The organism is Streptomyces sp. NPDC058685, assembly GCF_042714725.1.
GTDB lineage: Bacteria > Actinomycetota > Actinomycetes > Streptomycetales > Streptomycetaceae > Streptomyces.
In genome coordinates, this window is sequence record NZ_JBHXSL010000004.1 from 256,818 (window position 1) to 274,497 (window position 17,680).

The following is a 17,680-nucleotide window of genomic DNA, read 5'->3' on the forward strand; positions in this document are numbered from 1 at the left end:
TCGAGCGTGGATCAGTCCTCGGAGGGTGCGCTCGGCAGCTGCGTCTGGATCAGATCCATGACCGACGAGTCGGTCAGCGTCGTGACATCGCCGAGCTGACGGTTTTCGGCGACATCACGCAGCAGGCGGCGCATGATCTTGCCCGAACGGGTCTTCGGCAGCTCCGCCACCGGCAGGATCCGCTTCGGCTTGGCGATCGGGCCGAGCACCGACGCGACGTGGTTGCGCAGCTCGTTGACCAGGCCCTCGTCCACGCTCGCCGTACCGCGAAGGATCACGAACGCCGCGATCGCCTGTCCGGTCGTCTCGTCCTTCGCGCCCACGACCGCCGCCTCGGCGACCTTCGGGTGCGAGACCAGAGCCGACTCCACCTCGGTGGTCGAGATGTTGTGGCCGGACACCAGCATCACGTCGTCCACCCGGCCGAGCAGCCAGATGTCGCCGTCGTCGTCCTTCTTGGCTCCGTCACCGGCGAAGTACTTGCCCTCGAAACGCGACCAGTACGTGTCGATGAACCGCTGGTCGTCGCCCCAGATGGTGCGCAGCATCGACGGCCACGGCTCGGTGAGGACGAGATAGCCGCCACCGCCGTTCGGCACCTCGTTGGCCTCGTCGTCGACGACGGTGGCGGAGATGCCGGGCAGAGCGCGCTGCGCCGATCCGGGCTTGGTCTCGGTGACGCCGGGCAGCGGCGAGATCATCATCGCGCCGGTCTCGGTCTGCCACCAGGTGTCGACGATGGGGGTCTTGCCGGCGCCGATGTTCTCCCGGTACCAGATCCACGCCTCCGGGTTGATCGGTTCGCCGACCGATCCGAGGACACGCAGGCTCGACAGGTCGAACTTCGCGGGGATGTCCTCGCCCCACTTCATGAACGTCCGGATCGCGGTCGGCGCGGTGTAGAGGATCGTGACGCCGTACTTCTGCACGATCTCCCAGAACCGGCCCTGGTGCGGGGTGTCGGGCGTGCCCTCGTACATCACCTGGGTGGCGCCGTTGGCCAGCGGCCCGTACACGATGTACGAGTGGCCGGTCACCCAGCCGATGTCCGCGGTGCACCAGTAGACGTCCGACTCCGGCTTGAGGTCGAAGACGGCGTTGTGGGTGTACGCGGCCTGGGTGAGGTAGCCGCCGGAGGTGTGCAGGATGCCCTTCGGCTTACCGGTCGTGCCGGAGGTGTAGAGGATGAAGAGCGGGTGCTCCGCGTCGAACGCCTCCGGGGTGTGCTCGGCGGACTGACGGCCGACGATGTCGTGCCACCACACGTCCCGGCCCTCGGTGAAGTCGGTGTCCTGGCCGGTACGCCGCACCACCAGCACATGCTCGACCTGCGGGCACCGGGCGACGGCGTCGTCGATGGCGGGCTTGAGCGCGCTCGGCTTGCCCCGGCGGTAGCCGCCGTCGGAGGTGATGACCAGCTTCGCGTCCGCGTCCTGGATGCGGGAGGCGACGGCGTCGGCGGAGAAACCACCGAAGACCACCGAGTGCGCGGCGCCGATGCGGGCACAGGCCAGCATGGCCACGACGGCCTCGGGGATCATCGGAAGGTAGACGGCGACGCGGTCGCCCTTCTGCACGCCCAGCTCGGTGAGCGCGTTGGCGGCGCGCGAGACCTCGTCCTTGAGCTCCGCGTAGGTGACGGAACGGCTGTCACCCGGCTCGCCCTCGAAGTGGAGAGCGACACGGTCGCCGTTGCCGGCTTCGACATGACGGTCCACGCAGTTGTATGCGACGTTGAGCTTGCCGTCCGCGAACCACTTCGCGAAGGGCGGGTTGCTCCAGTCGAGGGTCTCGGTCGGCTCGGTGGCCCAAGTCAGCCTCCGTGCCTGCTCGGCCCAGAAGCCAAGCCTGTCCGCCTCGGCCTGCTCGTACGCCTCCGCCGTCACGTTGGCGTGCGCGGCCAGCTCGGCCGGCGGCGCGAACCGCCGCTCTTCCTTGAGCAGGTTGGCCAGGCTTTCGTTGCTCACGACATCTCCCTTTCCCAGGGCGTCCTATGTGCCTATGTGTCCCAGGCCATAGCTCATCAGCCAGATGGCCGGGTGACAAGGGCCTTCCGGAGATTGGTTTAGACCTATTGGGCCTGGGGCGCCTATTGGGCGGCCCCTCCTCCCCGGGCGGCGGGAAGGAGGGGCCATACGTTCTCACGGACGCGGTGGGGGATCGGTTCAGGCGCGCGCCTCGGTCAGCGAGGACGGAGTGGGGGCGACCCGGTCGAAGACCGCCTCGACCTCGTGGTCGTCACTGCTGGCGAGCAGATACGCCTGTGCCTCGCCGACATGGAAGTACATGCCGTGCAGCTCCAGCGCACCCTCGGCGATACGCCGCGCCACACCCTCATGGGCCTTCAGATGCTCCAACTGCTGGACCACATTGGTCAGACACAGCTGCTCGACCGCGTCCGCGGGCAGCCGCCCGGAGATCCGCGCCCAGGTGCGGTGCCGGCTGCGCATCCGCTCCAGACTCGGCCGACCGTGCCGCAGCCACCGCCGCAGCGGTGTGCGTCCTTCTTCGTCCGTAGCGCTCAGCAGGGCCTGCATCGCACCGCAGCCCGAGTGTCCGCAGACCGTGATCGAGCTGACCTTCAGCACGTCCACGGCGTACTCGATGGCGGCCGCCACGGAGTCGTCCCCGCCCTCGTCGCCGGGCAGCGGCACCAGGTTCCCGACATTGCGCACGGTGAACAGGTCACCCGGCCCGCTGGCCGTGATCATGCTGGTCACCAGACGGGAGTCCGCGCAGGTCAGGAAGAGCTGCGAGGGCTGCTGACCCTCGCGGGCCAGCCGGGCCAGCTCGTCGCGTACCAGCGGAGCCGTGTCGCGCTGGAACGAGCTGAGGCCGTGCGCCAGTTGGTGCATCGAGGCGCGCCGGGTGCGGGTGTCGCAGTGGTGATTGCGCCACGGTGTCCAGGGCCGGCAGCAGCCATGGGTCTGGGAGGCGGCTTCGCTGATCCGGCCCCCGGCCCGGCCGGTGAACTCCACCGAGCCGCCCTGCGCGACATGGGAGGCCTGCCAGTCGTGCAGGGCCTCGTACGCGGCGTGGTCCATGTACGACCCGTCCAGCTCGACCACACAGGGCGCCCCGTGCGGTACCTGGCCCAGCATCCGGCTCAGCCGGGGCACGGCGAGGAAGGTCAACTGCCCGCGTACCCGCACCCGGTGCACCCGCGCATGCTCTTCGCCCTGTTCCTCGACCGTGATACGGGTCCTGGTCAGCCGGTGCAGTGCGACCGCGACCGCCACGGCGATCCCGATCGCGACACCCTCCAGCACTCCGGTGAGCACGACCGCGATCGACGTCGCCGCGTACACCAGCATTTCGCGGTTCTGCCGCACGCTGCGCAGATGCGTGACCTTGACCATCTGGACACCCACGACCATCACCAGCGCGGCCAGGGCGGCCAGAGGGATCAGGTCGAGCACGGGCACGAGCAGCAGGGCCGCGAGCACGATCCACAGGCCGTGCAGCATCGTGGAGTTGCGGCTGACGGCGCCGGCGGACACATTCGCCGAACTGCGCACCGCGACTCCGGTGATCGGCAGCCCGCCGAGGGCCCCGGACAGGACATTGGCAGCGCCCTGGCCGGCCAGCTCCCGGTCGAGGTCGGCGCGCGGGATGCGGACGGTGGGCTGCTTGCGGGCGGCCACCAGCTTGTCCACCGCGACGGCGGAGAGGAGCGACTCCACGCTGCCGACCAGGGTGATGGTCAGGACGGCGGCGATGAGGCCCAGCACGGGCCCGTCCGGCAGTGCGGGCAGGGCATGACTGCTCCACGACGGCAGGTCCACCAGCGGCAGGCGCAGCCCCGCGACCACGGCGAGGGCGGTGGCTGCCGCGACGGCGGCGAGAGCGGCCGGGATCTTCCGGACGATCCGGCCCGTCCGCCCGGGGATCCGTGGCCAGGCGAGCAGGATGATGACGGTCAGGACGCTCACGGAGAGCGCGGCCGGACGGAGGTCGGCCAACTGGGCCGGCAGCGCACCGACATTGGCGATGGCGGAGCTCTGCGGTGTGCCGCCGAGCACGATGTGCAGTTGTGCCAGGGCGATCGTGACGCCGATGCCGGCGAGCATGCCGTGCACGATCGCGGGGCTGACGGCGAGCGCCGAGCGGGCCACGCGCAGAGCGGCCAGGCCGACTTGGGCGAAGCCGGCGACGACGGTGATGGCGCAGGTGACGCGCCAGCCGTACTGGTGGATCAGATCGGCGGTGACGACGGTCAGGCCGGCGGCGGGCCCGCTGACCTGGAGCGGCGCTCCGCCCAGTCGTCCCGCCACGAGGCCACCGACGGCAGCCGCCACGAGACCGGCCTGGAGGGGTGCGCCGGTGGCGAGTGCGATGCCGAGCGAGAGTGGCAGCGCGATCAGGAACACGGAGACCGAGGCGGACAGATCGGCGCCCGCGATGCGGAAGCGGCGGCCGCCTTCCTCGGGCGGGGGCAGGCTGTGCGGGCTTTCGGGGCCGGCGGGTGCGGACCCGCCGCCGTGGACGGATTCGTGGGACACGGGCTTCTCCCGTGTGGTGCGGGACTTCCTGTTCTTGCGGTTCTTCGGCTTCTTGCGAGAAGGGTCGTCGGTGCGAGTGGGGACGCAGGCAGACATGGTTTCCCGTCTCCTCCGGGGCAGCGCGGTCGCGGAATGTGGGGACGCGGCCGTGGGTCACGGCGTGCAGTGGCGGGATTCTCAACTCTCGGTAAATGGATCGTAATGGAGAGTAAAGACTGCGGCATTATTTCCGGGGCAAATAGGGCAATCTTTCACCCGTGCTGGTGATTGCTCCTTTGAATGCGGCTCGTCGCACCCTCCCCATCGCCACCCCGATGCGACTTTGTCGGCGCCATCGACGCCGGTCGTAAAAACACAAAGTCATACGAAAGAGGGTGGACGGATGAAGGCCGCCACACAGCGGGTCGCCGTCGGCGCAGCCGTCACGGCGCTGATCGCGGGACTCGCGGGCTGCTCCGGCTCCGACGAGGGCGCGCACCACGGTGCGCCCGGCGCCAAGAAGGCCGCCCCTGCCCCCAAGAACGCGGTGCGCCTGATCGGCGACGGCTCCACGGCCTTCACCGGCACCCAGCCAGGTCTGCTCAAGCCGGAGCGGATGAAGCCCGGTGAGAAGCCGCCGCAGTTCGTGGTGTTCTCGTGGGACGGGGCGGGGGAGGACAGCCAGAAGTTGTTCTCCCACTTCCGCCGTGTCGCCAAGAAGTACGACGCCACGATGACCTACTTCCTCAGCGGCGTGTACCTGCTGCCGGAGGAGAAGTCGACGATGTACGACCCGCCGCAGCACGCGGCCGGGCGCTCCGACATCGGTTTCAATGACGTCGAGGGCATCAAGGACACCGTGCGTGAACTGCGCGGTGCCTGGCTGGAGGGCAATGAGGTGGGCACCCACTTCAACGGCCACTTCTGCGGCAAGGACGGCGGTGTGGGCAACTGGTCCGTCGCCGAATGGAAGAGCGAACTCAGCCAGGCCAGGTCGTTCGTGAAGAACTGGAAGACCAACGCGGGCCTGAAGAACGAGCCCCCGCTGCCCTTCGACTACGACAAGGAGCTCATCGGCGCCCGCACCCCCTGCCTGGAGGGCCGGAAGAACTTCGTGCGAGCCGCCGGCCAGTTGGGTATGCGCTACGACACCAGTGGGATCAACGACCAGATCTGGCCCAAGAAGGAACTCGGTCTGTGGGACCTCTCGCTCCAGATGGTCCCGGTCCCCGGCCGCGCCTTCGAGACGCTGGCCATGGACTACAACTTCATGGTCAACCAGTCGGGGACGACATCCAAGGGCGACCCCGCCAAGCACGAGTACTGGGGCAAGCAGATGCGTGACGGCCTGGTGAAGGCCTTCGACCGCGCCTACGACGGCAACCGTGCCCCGCTGATCATCGGCAACCACTTCGAGTCCTGGAACGGCGGCACCTACATGCGTGCCGTCGAGGACACGATCGCCACGGTCTGTGTGAAGAAGAACGTGAGGTGCGTGTCCTTCCGCCAGCTCGCGGACTGGCTGGACGTCCAGGACCCGGAGGTCCTGAAGAGGATGCGCACCCTTCAGGTCGGCCAGAAGCCGAAGAACGGCTGGGCGGCCTTCCTGGCCGCCCAGCCCTCCGCCGAAGCCTCACCCGTCGTCAAGGTCAAGCAGGCAGGGCAGCACTGACGTCGGCTGCGTGCTCGCCGAGCACGAAGGCGGGGTCGACCTGCGCGGCCAGGTCGGCCCCCGTCTTCGCGTTCCCCCAGCTCTCCGCGTTCTTGAGATGGAAGTGCACCATCTGGCGCGTGTAGCGCTCCCAGTCGCGGTTGTCGTACGTGTCCTCCGCGGCGTTCTGCAGGGCCTGGAGGGACATGCGGTTGTCCGCCTCGAGCAGTTCGAAGGGAGACGGCCGGCCCTTCTCCATACCGCGCACCCAGTTCGAATGGCCGACGGTGACCAGCAGGTCGTCGCCCACCTCGTTCCGCAGGAAGTCCACATCGTCCGGGCCCTGCACCTTGTTGCCCACGACCTTCAGCTCGATGCCGAAGTCCCGTGCGTACTCCTTGTACTGGCGATAGACGGACACGCCCTTGCGGGTGGGTTCGGCCACCAGGAACGTCATGTCGAAGCGGGTGAACATCCCGGAGGCGAAGGAGTCCGACCCGGCCGTCATGTCGACCACCACATAGTCGTCGCGACCGTCGACGAGGTGATTGAGGCACAGCTCCACCGCGCCCACCTTGGAGTGGTAGCAGGACACCCCGAGGTCCGACTCCGTGAACGGGCCGGTCGCCATCAGCCGGATGTCCCCGTCGTCGAGATGCACGACCCGGGCACAGGCGTCGTAGACGGGGTTGTCCTCGTCCACGCGCAGCAGACGCGAACCCTCTCCCGGGGGCGTGGTCTTGATCATCGTCTCCGCGGAGGCGATGCGGGGGTTGGAGCCCCTCAGATAGTCCTTGATCAAGGGGAGGTGCGCTCCCATGGCGGGCAGGGCGGCCGCCTCCGCCTCGTCGAGACCGAGCGCGGCCCCCAGATGCTGGTTGATGTCGGCGTCGACGGCCACCACATGAGCCTCGTTGGCGGCCAGATGGCGGATGAACAGCGAGGACAGCGTGGTCTTTCCGCTGCCGCCCTTCCCTACGAAAGCGATCTTCATGTTCACCTACCGTAGCGGTTCCATCGCTCGCTGTGGTCGAAGTGCGTGAAGAAGACCACTCCAAGATGGGGGCGTACGCCGATGGCGCGTAGCCTCGCTACTTATGAGTACGAATGCCTCGTCGGTCGACCCCCTTGCCGCTCTCGGCTCCCTGCCGGGTGTCCCCGACGCCGTTGATTCCGTACGCAAGGCCGTCGACCGGGTCTATGGCCACCGGGTCATGCGGCGGCGCAGCAACGAGGTCACCTCGGAGGCCGCGCTGCGCGGTGCGCGTGCCTCTGCGGCGCTCTCCGGCGCCGACTGGGCGCTCGAAGAGGTCCGCAGGCGCACCGACTTCGGTGTCGAGCCCGAGGCGCGAACGGTCGGTGCCGCACTGCGGCTGACCGCCGAAGCGGGTCAACTCCTTTCTGTGTGGCGGCAGTCGCCGCTCCGGGTGCTGGCGCGGCTGCATCTGGTCGCGGCGAGTGGCGCCGGAGACGACGAGACCGTGGGGCGGCCTCGGCTGGCCGGCGAACCGGTGGACGAGCCGCTGATCGAGGCCCCGCTGCCGGATGCGGACGAGGTGAACGGGCGACTGGACGGACTTGCCGAACTGATCATCGCCGGCAGCTCGGCGCCGGCCTTGGTGACCGCCGCCGTCGTGCATGGCGAACTCCTGGCGTTGCGCCCCTTCGGCACCTTCAACGGCCTGGTGGCTCGCACCGCCGAACGGATCGTGCTGATCGGCAGTGGACTTGATCCCAAGTCGATCTGCCCGGCGGAGGTCGGGCATGCCGAACAGGGTCGTGCGGCCTATGCCGCGGCCTTCGACGGCTATCGCTCCGGTACACCCGAGGGCATGGCGGCCTGGATCGCCCACTGTGGGCGGTCCGTGGAGCTGGGCGTCAGGGAGTCCACAGCGGTGTGCGAGGCGCTTCAGCGAGGCGCGGCTTGAGGGTTCGGCCACGGGGGCTTGAGTGATCTGATGGGCGCAGGCTTGAGAGCTTGCCGGGCTTGAGGGATCCCGGACGCTGCGGCGTCCATGGGTGCGGGTTCGAAAGACCCTGAACAGGGTTGCGGCGGTACCAGAATTGGTACCGCCGCTGGCATGTCCACCGAGTTACCAAGCGTCCTCGAGATAGTGCCCATCAGGTCGGGAACTTTTGCCCGTCACCTGGTGCGGCTGGCCCGTAATCGACGGGTCGACGTCGCGTGGGTGCTCAGTTTTCATGCTCGGTCCGTGGGGCCTTTATGCGTTCTTAGGTGATCCTCTCGGATGTCCTAGGTCTCGCGGGCCGTTGACTCCTTTTTACTCCTGCCCGCAAGGAAGCGGAACCCCCAGCTGCGGTTCTTTACTTTTGGGTTCAAATACGGGCGAAGCGTTCTGTGGCGCGGTCGATGACTCGCTCCATCACTCCGGCCGCGGCGGACTCGGCAGCCGCGGCTGCCGCACTGCGGCGCCGACTGGCGTACCAGACGAGACCGGCGGTTGCGGCCGCCGCACCCACCGCCGCCGCGGCGACGAGGGCCGGACGCGGCGGCAGGGAGAAGGCGGGGATCCGCTGCTTCAGCCGGACCGGCCGGTTGAAGACCTGAACGGGCCAGCCCCGGCTGACGGCTTCACGCCGCAGCGCCCGGTCCGGGTTCACGGCGTACGGATGGCCGACGGACGACAGCATCGGCACATCGGTGATCGAGTCGCTGTAGGCGTAGCAACGGTCGAGGTCGTACCCCTCGGAGGCGGCGAGCTCCTTCACCGCCTCCGCCTTGGTCGGCCCGTAGGCGTAGTACTCCACTTCACCGGTGAAGCAGCCGTCTTCGCCGACCACCATGCGGGTGGCCACCACCCGGTCGGCACCGAGCAGCTCGCCGATCGGTTCGACTACCTCCGCGCCCGAAGTGGACACGATCACGACGTCACGGCCGGCGGTGTGGTGTTCCTCGATGAGGGACGCCGCTTCGTCGTAGATGATCGGGTCGATCAGGTCATGGAGGGTCTCCGCGACGATCTCCTTCACCAGCTGCACGTTCCACCCCTTGCAGAGCGCGGACAGGTACTGCCGCATCCGCTCCATCTGGTCGTGGTCGGCGCCGCCGGCGAGAAAAACGAACTGGGCATAGGCGGTCCGCAGTACGGCCCGTCGGTTGATCAGGCCGCCTTGGTAGAAGGACTTGCTGAAGGTCAGCGTCGACGACTTCGCAATGACCGTCTTGTCCAGATCAAAGAAGGCAGCTGCGCGAGGCAAGGAGTGGTTTTCCACGAGCAGAGCATAGGTGCCCGCCATTCGGCGTACGCTCGGGCGTGTGGGTTTGCCTGAGAAGGCTCTCGGGTACACCATGGAAGTCACGGATCGTTCGCGACCGTGCTAACCCGGTCCGGCTCCTCCCCCCCCGAGTCGGCCGGAGAGACGACCCCCGCTCTCCCCCCCGGCGGGGGTCGTCGCATGTCCGGACGCATTTTCGGCTCTCGGACAGAGCTCATGATGATCCTTCTCCCTTCCTGACGGCTTCGTCGGCGGCGGCTTCACACCACTCTGAACCGTCACTCTGCGTAGCGGAAGAGCTGCTCCCGGGAGTCACCGGTATGAGCTACGGGGATATTCACAAGTGGCTAGTTGTCCACAGTTTTTCAGCGAGATCCACACGTTTTTCCAGCGCGCTCCACTGTGATTCCACCCGCGCTCTTCGCGGGTGGCCGGAATCACAGATCTCGTAAGCAAGCGAGATCGAAGGAAGAAGGAGTGGAGATCGTGGCTGGATCCATCACATCGCGAAGGACGCCCGGCGCTGAAGGCCGGCGGGACGGACCTCTGATCGTCACCGAGGACGTCGAACTGCTCGACGATCTGCTGCGGCTGTGCGCCGCCGCCGGAGCCGAGCCCGCCGTCCACCACTCGGTGCCGGAACGCGGGGGCGGCTGGGAAGGCGCCCCGCTGGTCCTCGTCGGCGACGACGCGGCGGCGCGCTGTCGGGGCGCCACCCGACGGCAGGGCGTCCTGCTCGTCGGGCGTGACCAGGACGACCCGGACGTCTGGCGGCGGGCGGTGGAGATCGGAGCCGACTGCGTGCTGCGGCTGCCGGACGCCGAGAGCTGGCTCCTGGACCGGATCGCGGACGTCGTCGAGGGCGTCGGGGAGCAGGCTCTGACCGTCGGCGTCATGGGCGGCCGGGGAGGCGCGGGGGCGTCCACGCTGGCCTGCGCACTGGCGGTGTCCGCGGCCAGGAGCGGCCGGCGGACCATGCTCGTCGACGGCGATCCGCTCGGCGGGGGCGTCGATGTGTTGCTCGGTGGAGAACAGGCAGAAGGCAGGAGGTGGCCTGATTTCGCCGCGTCCAAGGGACGGGTCGCGGGCGGCGCGCTGGAGGAGTCGCTGCCGGAGCTCCACCAGCTCCGGGTGCTGAGCTGGGATCGCGGCGACTCCGTGGTGGTCCCGCCGGAGGCCATGCGCTCCGTTCTCGCCGCGGCCCGCAGACGGGGCGGTGTGGTGGTCGTGGATCTCCCGCGCCGCGTCGACGAAGCCGTGGCGGAGGCCCTGGCCCAGTTGGATCTCGGGTTGTTGGTGGTTCCGGGCGAGCTGCGGGCGGTCGCCGCGGCGAACCGCGTGGCGTCGGCGGTGGGCATGGTGCTCCAGGACCTGAGGGTCGTGGTGCGCGGACCGTACGCGTCGGGACTGGACGACCAGTGGGTGGCCGACGCGCTGGGCCTGCCTCTCGCCGGTGAACTGCCCTTGGACGCCGGACTGTTCGCAGCCCAGGACCAGGGCGCACCGCCCGGAGGTGGCCGTGGCCCGCTGTCGCGCTTCTGCGCGGCCTTCTGGGACCGGGCGCTGGCGGGGGGTGTCTCATGAGCACCGGACTGCTGGACGCCGTACGACAGCGGCTCGCGGAGAGCGGCGCCGAGCCCACCCCGGCCAGGGTCGCGGCTGCCCTGCGGGCGCAGGGACGACTGCTGGGAGACACCGAAGTGCTCGGCGGCACCGAGACATTGCGCTGCGAGCTGGTGGGGACCGGGCCGTTGGAGCCCCTGCTGGCGGACCCTGCCGTCACGGATGTGCTGGTCTCCGCCCCCGACCGGGTGTGGGTGGACCGGGGATGCGGTCTCGAACTCACCGGGGTGACGTTCGCGGACGCCGCATCGGTGCGCCGGCTGGCGCAACGGCTCGCGGCGGTGGCGGAGCGGCGGCTGGACGACGCCCGGCCGTGGGTCGATGCCCGGCTCCCCGACGGGACGCGGATGCATGCCGTGATCCCGCCAGTTGCGGTCGGTTCGACATGTCTGGCGCTGCGGGTCGTGCGTCCGCGGGCGTTCTCGGTGGAGGAACTGGTCGCCGCGGGGACCGTGCCGCCGGGAGGCGACCGGCTGCTGCGGGCCCTGGTCGATGCCCGCCTGTCGTTCCTGATCAGCGGCGGTACGGGCACGGGGAAGACCACGCTGCTGTCCAGCCTTCTCGGGCTGGTGGGGGAGCGTGAGCGGATCGTGCTGGCGGAGGACTCGGCCGAACTGCGGCCCGACCATCCGCATGTGGTGCGCCTCGAATCCCGTACGGCGAACCAGGAGGGCGCGGGCCTGGTCACGTTGCGGGACCTGGTCCGCCAGGCCCTGCGCATGCGGCCGGACCGGTTGGTCGTGGGGGAGGTCCGTGGCTCGGAGGTCACCGAGTTGCTCGCGGCCTTGAACACCGGACACGAAGGCGGCTGCGGGACCGTCCACGCGAATGCGGCGTCGGACGTCCCGGCCCGGCTGGAGGCGCTTGGTACGGCTGCGGGGCTCGACCGGGCGGCGCTGCACAGCCAGTTGGCCGCCGCACTCTCGGTGGTGATCCATCTCGTGCGGGACCGCGGCGGGCTCCGGCGGATCGCGGAGGTGCATGTGCTGGAGCGGGACGCCGCGGGTCTGGTGAGGACGGTGCCCGCCTTGCGGTGGGGCGCCGAGGCGTTCGTGTACGACCGGGGCTGGGAGCGCCTGCGGCCGCTGATCGGTGGTGCGGTGTGATCACGGGCGAGCCGATGTACGCGGCGGCGGTGTGCGTCGGGGCGGCGGCCTGGCTCACGGCGGACCGGGGGCGGGGACCGACACGGGCACGGCTGCTCTTCGCCGGGGGCGGAGCGCCGGAGCCGTCGTGGTGGGCGCGGCAACGACTGCTGCCTGTACCGCGGTTGCGTCGCGAGTGGCTGTGTCTGCCGGTGGCGATGCTGCTGGCCGTGCTGGGGGAGTCGGTACTGCCGCTGCTCGCGGGCGCGGCGGCTGTGCCACTGGTGAGGAAGCACCTGGCGGCCAGAGAGCGGGTGAGGGCGCGAGAGCTGCGGGCCGAGGGGGTGATCACGCTGTGCGGCGCGGTGGCAGGGGAACTGCGGGCCGGTATGCAGCCGGGGCAGGCGCTGTTGTTCGGTACGAGGTCCACCGATGCCTTGGGTGCTTCGGAGGGCGCGGTGGTGGCGGCGGCGCGGTTCGGCGGTGACGTGCCGCAGGCCTTGCGGGAGGCGGCGCGTGAGCCCGGGGCGGACGGGCTGGCAGGGGTCGCTGCCTGCTGGCGGGTGGCAGTGGACAGCGGTGCGGGCCTGGCGGCGGGTCTCGACCGGCTGGAAGCCGCTCTGCGGGCGGAGCGGGACCAACGGGAGGACGTGCGCACTCAGTTGGCGGGCGCTCGGTCGACGATCGGACTGCTGGCACTGCTGCCCGTCGTGGGCCTGGCCATGGGCTGGGCTCTGGGTGCCGATCCGCTGCGGGTGCTGCTCCACACCCCGGCCGGTCTGATGTGCCTGCTCGTCGGCGGGCTGCTGGAAGCGGCCGGGCTCTGGTGGGCCGCACGGATCGTGCGGAAGGGGAAGGCCGCATGACCGCGGACGTTGTCCACAGGCTGGGGGCAGTGATGTGCGTCCTCTCCGCGGCCGCGTTCCTCGGATTCACGGTGGCCGGCCGACGCCATGAGCACAGGATGCGCCGGCGGATCGAAGGACTGCTGGCTCTGGAGCGCGAACGCCGGAGCCGGTGGCCGAAGGACATGGTGTGGGCGAGGCGTTGGGCGGCTCCGTTGGGTGCGCTGATCACCGGATATGTCCTCGTCGGCGGGTGGCTCGGCGGTGTCGTCGGGTTGGCAGCCGCTGGTGGCGTCCGGCGCATACAGCTGAATCGCGCACCGGCCCCCGACGCCGAGGACCTCTGCGATGTGCGGCAACTGCCGCTGGCGGCGGACCTGCTGGCCGCGTGCATCTCGGCAGGAGCGGGGCCACGCGAAGCGGCCGAGGCGGTCGGCGAATCACTCGGCGGGCCGGTCGGCGAGCGGTTGGTCCGCGCGGCGGCCGAGCTGCGGCTCGGCAGTGAACCGGCGCATGCGTGGGGGGCGTTCGCGCGGATATCGGGCGCGGAGGAGCTGGCCCGCTGCCTGGAGCGGGCCGACTCAACCGGCGCTCCCGCGGCGGAACCGGTGTCCCGTCTGGCCGGACGCCTGAGGGCCGACCGGTTCCGCAGGACAGCGGCGGAAGGCCGCAGGGCACAGGTCATGATCACGGCCCCCGTGGGGCTGTGCTTCCTTCCCGCGTTCCTCGCCGTCGGCGTGGCGCCGGTCGTGATCGGGCTCGCCGATGGACTGCTCAACAGCAACTGACCGAACTGAACGAGATCACTTGTGGTCGATCAATGGGGGTCTGGCATGTGGAATCCGATGAGGGCATGGCTGCGTGGAATGGTGCGCAGAATGCGCAAGGACTCGGGAATGACGACATCCGAGTACGCGATGGGGACGATCGCCGCATGTGCATTCGCGGCGGTGCTCTACAAGGTCGTCACGAGCGGGACGGTCTCGGGCGCGCTCGAAGCAGTGATCGGAAAAGCGCTCAATGCGCAGTTCTGAGGCACGGCGCGGGAAGTGCGGCCGAGATGACCGCGGATCGGTGACGGCGGAGGCCGCCGTTGCCGTACCGGCCCTGGTGGTGTTCGCGATGGCCCTGGTCTGGGCGCTGATGGCGGCCTCGGCACAGATCCAGTGCGTGGACGCCGCACGGGCCGGGGCACGGGCGGCAGCCCGGTCCGAACCGTCGGCGGCGGCGATGGCAGCCGCCCGCTCGGCGGCTCCGGACGGCGCCAGGGTCACGGTGACACGGGCTGGGGATCTGTGGCGGGTGCGCGTGGAGGCGGCGGCGCCGGGGCCGGGCACGCTGGCCCTGACGCTCAGCGCGGAGGCGGTGGCGTTCGCGGAGGACGCGGTGGGTGGTGGTTCCGGCTCCGATGCCGCGCCGGGTGGTGGCTCGGGACCGGCTGCGGCTTCGGGCACAGGCGGTGGCTCGGGATCCAGCCCTGCGGCGGCCGCGGCGTCGGGTGGGGCACCGGAGCCGGACCGGGTCGCTCAGCCAGGTCCAACCGCCGCGTCGGGCGGGGGCTTTGCTCCGGCCGCGGCGACGGCCCTCGGCTCCAGGGCACACGCCCACGCACCCACCCGCGCCGGCTCAAGGGGGCTGGGGGTCCCGGCCCCGGCTCAGCCTGCTCGCGTGGGGGCTCCCTTCGTTCCGGCGGCACCGGACCCGGGCCCGGTCGCACTCGGCCCTCCTGAGGAGGTCATCCCATGAGCGGGGCTCGCGACCGGGGGTCGGCCACCGTTTGGGTCGCCATGGCGGCCACCGTGCTGTGCGTCGTGTTCGCCGCCGTGCTGGCCATGGGACAGGCCGTCGTGGCTCGCCATCGGGCCGGCTCGGCGGCCGATCTGGCGGCGCTCGCCGCGGCGGATCATGCCCTCCAAGGGGCCGGACCCGCCTGCGAGAAAGCTGCCACGGTGGCCCGGGCACAGGGCGCGGCCGTGGTGCGGTGCGCCGTGCAGGGCGAGATCGCCGAGGTGACCGCGCAGGTCCGCTTCGGACCGTACGGCCCGAAGGTCAGGTCGAGGGCCGGTCCTCCGGAAGCGGCTTCGTCGGAACAGGAGCCTCAGTCACCTCACGAGGCCCACCCGGCGTGGGCGCCTCAGCTGCCCGACGAGGGGCAGAGGCGGCCTCCTGAGGCCCTGGAGGCCGTGAGCCCTGGTCCGGTGCCTCCGCGGCCCGCCGGGCCCCCTCCCGTCCTGCCATCGCGTCCTCCGGTGCCGCCCCCGCGCCCTCCGGTGCCCCCCTGAGCAGTTCCGTGAGCAGGCGGACCGCGCCGCGCTTGTGGAGCGGGTCGTTGCCGTTGCCGCACTTGGGGGACTGGATGCAGGACGGGCAGCCCGCCTCGCACTCGCAGGAGGCGATCGCCTCACGGGTGGCGGTGAGCCACTCACGGGCGGTGTGGAAGGCGCGCTCGGCGAAGCCGGCGCCTCCTGGGTGGCCGTCGTACACGAAGACCGTCGGCAGCAGGGTGTCCGGATGCAGCGGCACGGAGACTCCGCCGATGTCCCAGCGGTCACAGGTCGCGAACAGCGGCAGCATCCCGATGGAGGCGTGCTCGGCGGCGTGGAGGGCTCCGCCCAGTTGCTCGGGGTTCACCCGCGCCGCGTCCAGCTGGTCCTCGGTGACCGTCCACCACACGGCCCGGGTGCGCAGGGTGCGCGGCGGCAGATCGAGCTTGGTCTCGCCGAGCACCTCACCGGTGATCAGTTTGCGGCGCAGGAAGGAGACGACCTGATTGGTGACTTCGACGGAGCCGTAGCAGAGGCGGCCGTCGCCCCACGGGATCTCGATGTCGGTCTCCAGCACGGAGACGGCCGTGGTGTCGCGGGCGGTCGTGGAGTAGGGCGGGTTCGCCTCCTCCACGAGGGCGGCTGAGTCCTCCAGGTCCAGGTGCTTCACCAGGTACGTACGGCCCTGGTGGAGGTGGACGGCTCCGTCGTGGACGGCGGAGTGCGCGGCGGACTCGTCGACCGTGCCCAGCAGCCGGCCGGTGGCGGCCTCGACGATCTGGACCGGGCGGCCGCCCTCTCCCCGGATGTCGGTGAGGTCGGCGGCCCGCTCCCGTCGTGTCCAGTGCCAGCCGGAGGATCTGCGGCGCAGCAGTCGCGCGGATTCCAGCTGGGGCATCAGTTCGCCGGTGGCCGGGCCGAACAGTTCCAGGTCGGCCTCCGTGAGGGGCAGCTCGGCGGCGGCCGCGCACAGATGGGGGGCGAGGACGTAGGGATTGTCGGGGTCGAGCACGGTGGACTCCACCGGCTGGTGGAACAACGCCTCGGGATGGTGGACGAGGAAGGTGTCCAGTGGGTCGTCACGTGCGACGAGGACGGCCAGGGCGCCCTGGCCCGAGCGCCCGGCCCGGCCCGCCTGCTGCCACAGCGACGCCCGGGTGCCCGGGTAGCCGGCGATGACGACGGCGTCCAGACCGGATACGTCGACACCCAGCTCCAGGGCCGTGGTGGCGGCGAGTCCGAGGAGTTCGCCGGAGTGCAGCGCCCGCTCCAGGGCGCGGCGCTCCTCCGGGAGGTAGCCGCCGCGGTAGGCGGCGACCCGCTGGGGCAGTGAGCGGTCCACCTCGGCCAGGCGTTCCTTGGTGATCACGGAGATCAGCTCTGCGCCGCGCCGGGAGCGTACGAAGGCGACCGTGCGGACGCCCTGCACGGTCAGATCGGTGAGGAGGTCGGCGGTTTCGGCGGTGGCGGTACGGCGGACCGGTGCGCCCTTCTCGCCGTGGAGTTCGGTGAGCGGAGGCTCCCAGAGGGCGAAGACGAGCTCGCCGCGCGGGGAGGCGTCGTCGGAGACCTCCTGGACCGGCAGGCCGGTGAGCCGGCCGGCGGCCACGGACGGTTCCGCCGCGGTGGCGGAGGCGAGGAGGAAGACCGGATTCGCACCGTAGCGGGCGCACAGCCGGCGAAGGCGGCGCAGTACCTGGGCGACGTGGGAGCCGAAGACGCCGCGGTAGGTGTGGCACTCGTCGATCACGACATAGCGCAGGGAGCGCAGGAAGGAGGCCCAGCGGGGGTGGGAGGGAAGTATCCCGCGGTGGAGCATGTCCGGGTTGGTGAGGACGTACGTGGCGTACTGCCGGACCCACTCGCGTTCTTCGACGGGTGTGTCGCCGTCGTAGACGGCCGGGCGCACCCGATGGCCCAATGGCGCCGCGAGTTCTTTCACCGCGCGGCACTGGTCGGCGGCGAGGGCCTTGGTGGGGGCGAGGTAGAGGGCCGTGGCGCCGCGGCCGTTCGGGGCCTCGGACCCGTCGAGCTGGGCGCTCAGCACCGGCGCGAGATAGGCCAGCGACTTCCCCGAGGCGGTGCCCGTGGCGATCACCACCGACTCGCCGTCGAGGGCGTACTCGGCGGCGGCTGCCTGGTGGGCCCAGGGATGTTCGATGCCGGCCTGCTGAATGGCGTTGATCACTTCCGGCCGGATGCGGTCGGGCCAGACGGCATGGCGGCCCGGCCTTGGGGGCAAGTGCTCCGTATGAGTGATGCGCGCAGCCCGGTTCGCCCCTGCGGTGAGCCGGTCGAGGACCGTACCGGGGGAGGGGCGGGTGTCCCCGCTCTCGGGAGGTCGTCTGGGACGGAGATTCTTGGCCATCGGCACCGAGTGTGTCACCGGCGTGGCGGACAATGGTCTCAAGGCGTCGTGCATGGCTGCTGGTAAGTGATTGAATGCCATCGCGGCTGGCGACCGTCCTCCGGCTCCGCCGGGGAGACCTGCTGG

At 70.4% G+C, this 17,680-nt stretch carries 12 protein-coding genes and 2 pseudogenes; 9 read left to right on the forward strand and 5 right to left on the reverse strand.

Features of this window, described 5'->3' with window-relative positions; translation table 11 throughout:
- Nucleotides 1-11: 11 nt before the first annotated feature.
- On the reverse strand, nt 12-1,967 hold the full coding sequence (gene acs, locus ACFWU3_RS05745) for an acetate--CoA ligase (RefSeq protein ID WP_313945010.1): 1,956 nt from the start codon (nt 1,965-1,967) through the stop codon (nt 12-14).
- Nucleotides 1,968-2,165: 198 nt separating this feature from the next.
- Nucleotides 2,166-4,598 carry a SulP family inorganic anion transporter gene (locus ACFWU3_RS05750; protein WP_384431627.1) on the reverse strand — a complete coding sequence of 811 codons (2,433 nt, stop codon included), beginning with the start codon at nt 4,596-4,598 and terminating at the stop codon, nt 2,166-2,168.
- Between the two features lie 286 nt (nt 4,599-4,884).
- Between ACFWU3_RS05750 and ACFWU3_RS05755 the strand changes: the two genes are divergently transcribed.
- Nucleotides 4,885-6,153 carry a hypothetical protein gene (locus ACFWU3_RS05755; protein WP_384431630.1) on the forward strand — a complete coding sequence of 423 codons (1,269 nt, stop codon included), beginning with the start codon at nt 4,885-4,887 and terminating at the stop codon, nt 6,151-6,153.
- Here the strand turns inward: ACFWU3_RS05755 and ACFWU3_RS05760 are convergent.
- Nucleotides 6,131-7,126, reverse strand: a complete 996-nt coding sequence (locus tag ACFWU3_RS05760) for an ATP-binding protein (RefSeq protein ID WP_384431633.1) — start codon at nt 7,124-7,126, stop codon at nt 6,131-6,133. The two genes, ACFWU3_RS05755 and ACFWU3_RS05760, sit on opposite strands and share 23 nt — an antisense overlap.
- A 103-nt stretch (nt 7,127-7,229) precedes the next feature.
- On the opposite strand from ACFWU3_RS05760, the gene ACFWU3_RS05765 reads away from it, so the two are divergent.
- On the forward strand, nt 7,230-8,060 hold the full coding sequence (locus tag ACFWU3_RS05765; RefSeq protein ID WP_384431635.1) for an oxidoreductase: 831 nt from the start codon (nt 7,230-7,232) through the stop codon (nt 8,058-8,060).
- Between the two features lie 409 nt (nt 8,061-8,469).
- On the opposite strand, the gene ACFWU3_RS05770 is transcribed toward ACFWU3_RS05765, so the two are convergent.
- A complete protein-coding gene (locus ACFWU3_RS05770) occupies nt 8,470-9,390 on the reverse strand; it encodes an HAD family hydrolase (RefSeq protein WP_384431638.1) in 921 nt (306 codons plus the stop codon).
- A 465-nt stretch (nt 9,391-9,855) separates the two neighbouring features.
- Here ACFWU3_RS05770 and ssd point away from each other — a divergent pair, with 465 nt between their 5' ends.
- The 7 genes and pseudogenes from ssd to ACFWU3_RS05805 form a co-directional block, all read left to right on the forward strand.
- Nucleotides 9,856-10,953, forward strand: a complete 1,098-nt coding sequence (gene ssd, locus ACFWU3_RS05775) for a septum site-determining protein Ssd (RefSeq protein WP_384431641.1) — start codon at nt 9,856-9,858, stop codon at nt 10,951-10,953.
- Entirely contained in the window at nt 10,950-12,098 is a 1,149-nt protein-coding gene (locus ACFWU3_RS05780) for a TadA family conjugal transfer-associated ATPase (protein ID WP_384431644.1), read from the forward strand. The genes ssd and ACFWU3_RS05780 overlap by 4 nt, the downstream gene beginning before the upstream one ends.
- A 14-nt stretch (nt 12,099-12,112) precedes the next feature.
- On the forward strand, nt 12,113-12,943 hold the full coding sequence (locus ACFWU3_RS05785; RefSeq protein ID WP_384431720.1) for a type II secretion system F family protein: 831 nt from the start codon (nt 12,113-12,115) through the stop codon (nt 12,941-12,943).
- Entirely contained in the window at nt 12,940-13,710 is a 771-nt protein-coding gene (locus ACFWU3_RS05790; protein WP_384431647.1) for a type II secretion system F family protein, read from the forward strand. Before ACFWU3_RS05785 ends, ACFWU3_RS05790 begins: the two co-directional genes overlap by 4 nt.
- 45 nt (nt 13,711-13,755) lie before the next feature.
- Nucleotides 13,756-13,956, forward strand: coding sequence for a DUF4244 domain-containing protein (locus ACFWU3_RS05795; RefSeq protein ID WP_384431723.1), 201 nt, complete (start codon nt 13,756-13,758; stop codon nt 13,954-13,956).
- A pseudogene (locus tag ACFWU3_RS05800) lies at nt 13,943-14,320 on the forward strand (TadE family type IV pilus minor pilin); the annotation flags it as partial. The gene ACFWU3_RS05795 and the pseudogene ACFWU3_RS05800, both read left to right, overlap by 14 nt.
- Before the next feature lie 344 nt (nt 14,321-14,664).
- A pseudogene (locus ACFWU3_RS05805) lies at nt 14,665-14,928 on the forward strand (Rv3654c family TadE-like protein); the annotation flags it as partial.
- 43 nt (nt 14,929-14,971) lie between these two features.
- Here ACFWU3_RS05805 and ACFWU3_RS05810 read toward each other — a convergent pair.
- On the reverse strand, nt 14,972-17,635 hold the full coding sequence (locus tag ACFWU3_RS05810) for a DEAD/DEAH box helicase (RefSeq protein ID WP_384431650.1): 2,664 nt from the start codon (nt 17,633-17,635) through the stop codon (nt 14,972-14,974).
- Between the last annotated feature and the right edge of the window lie 45 nt (nt 17,636-17,680).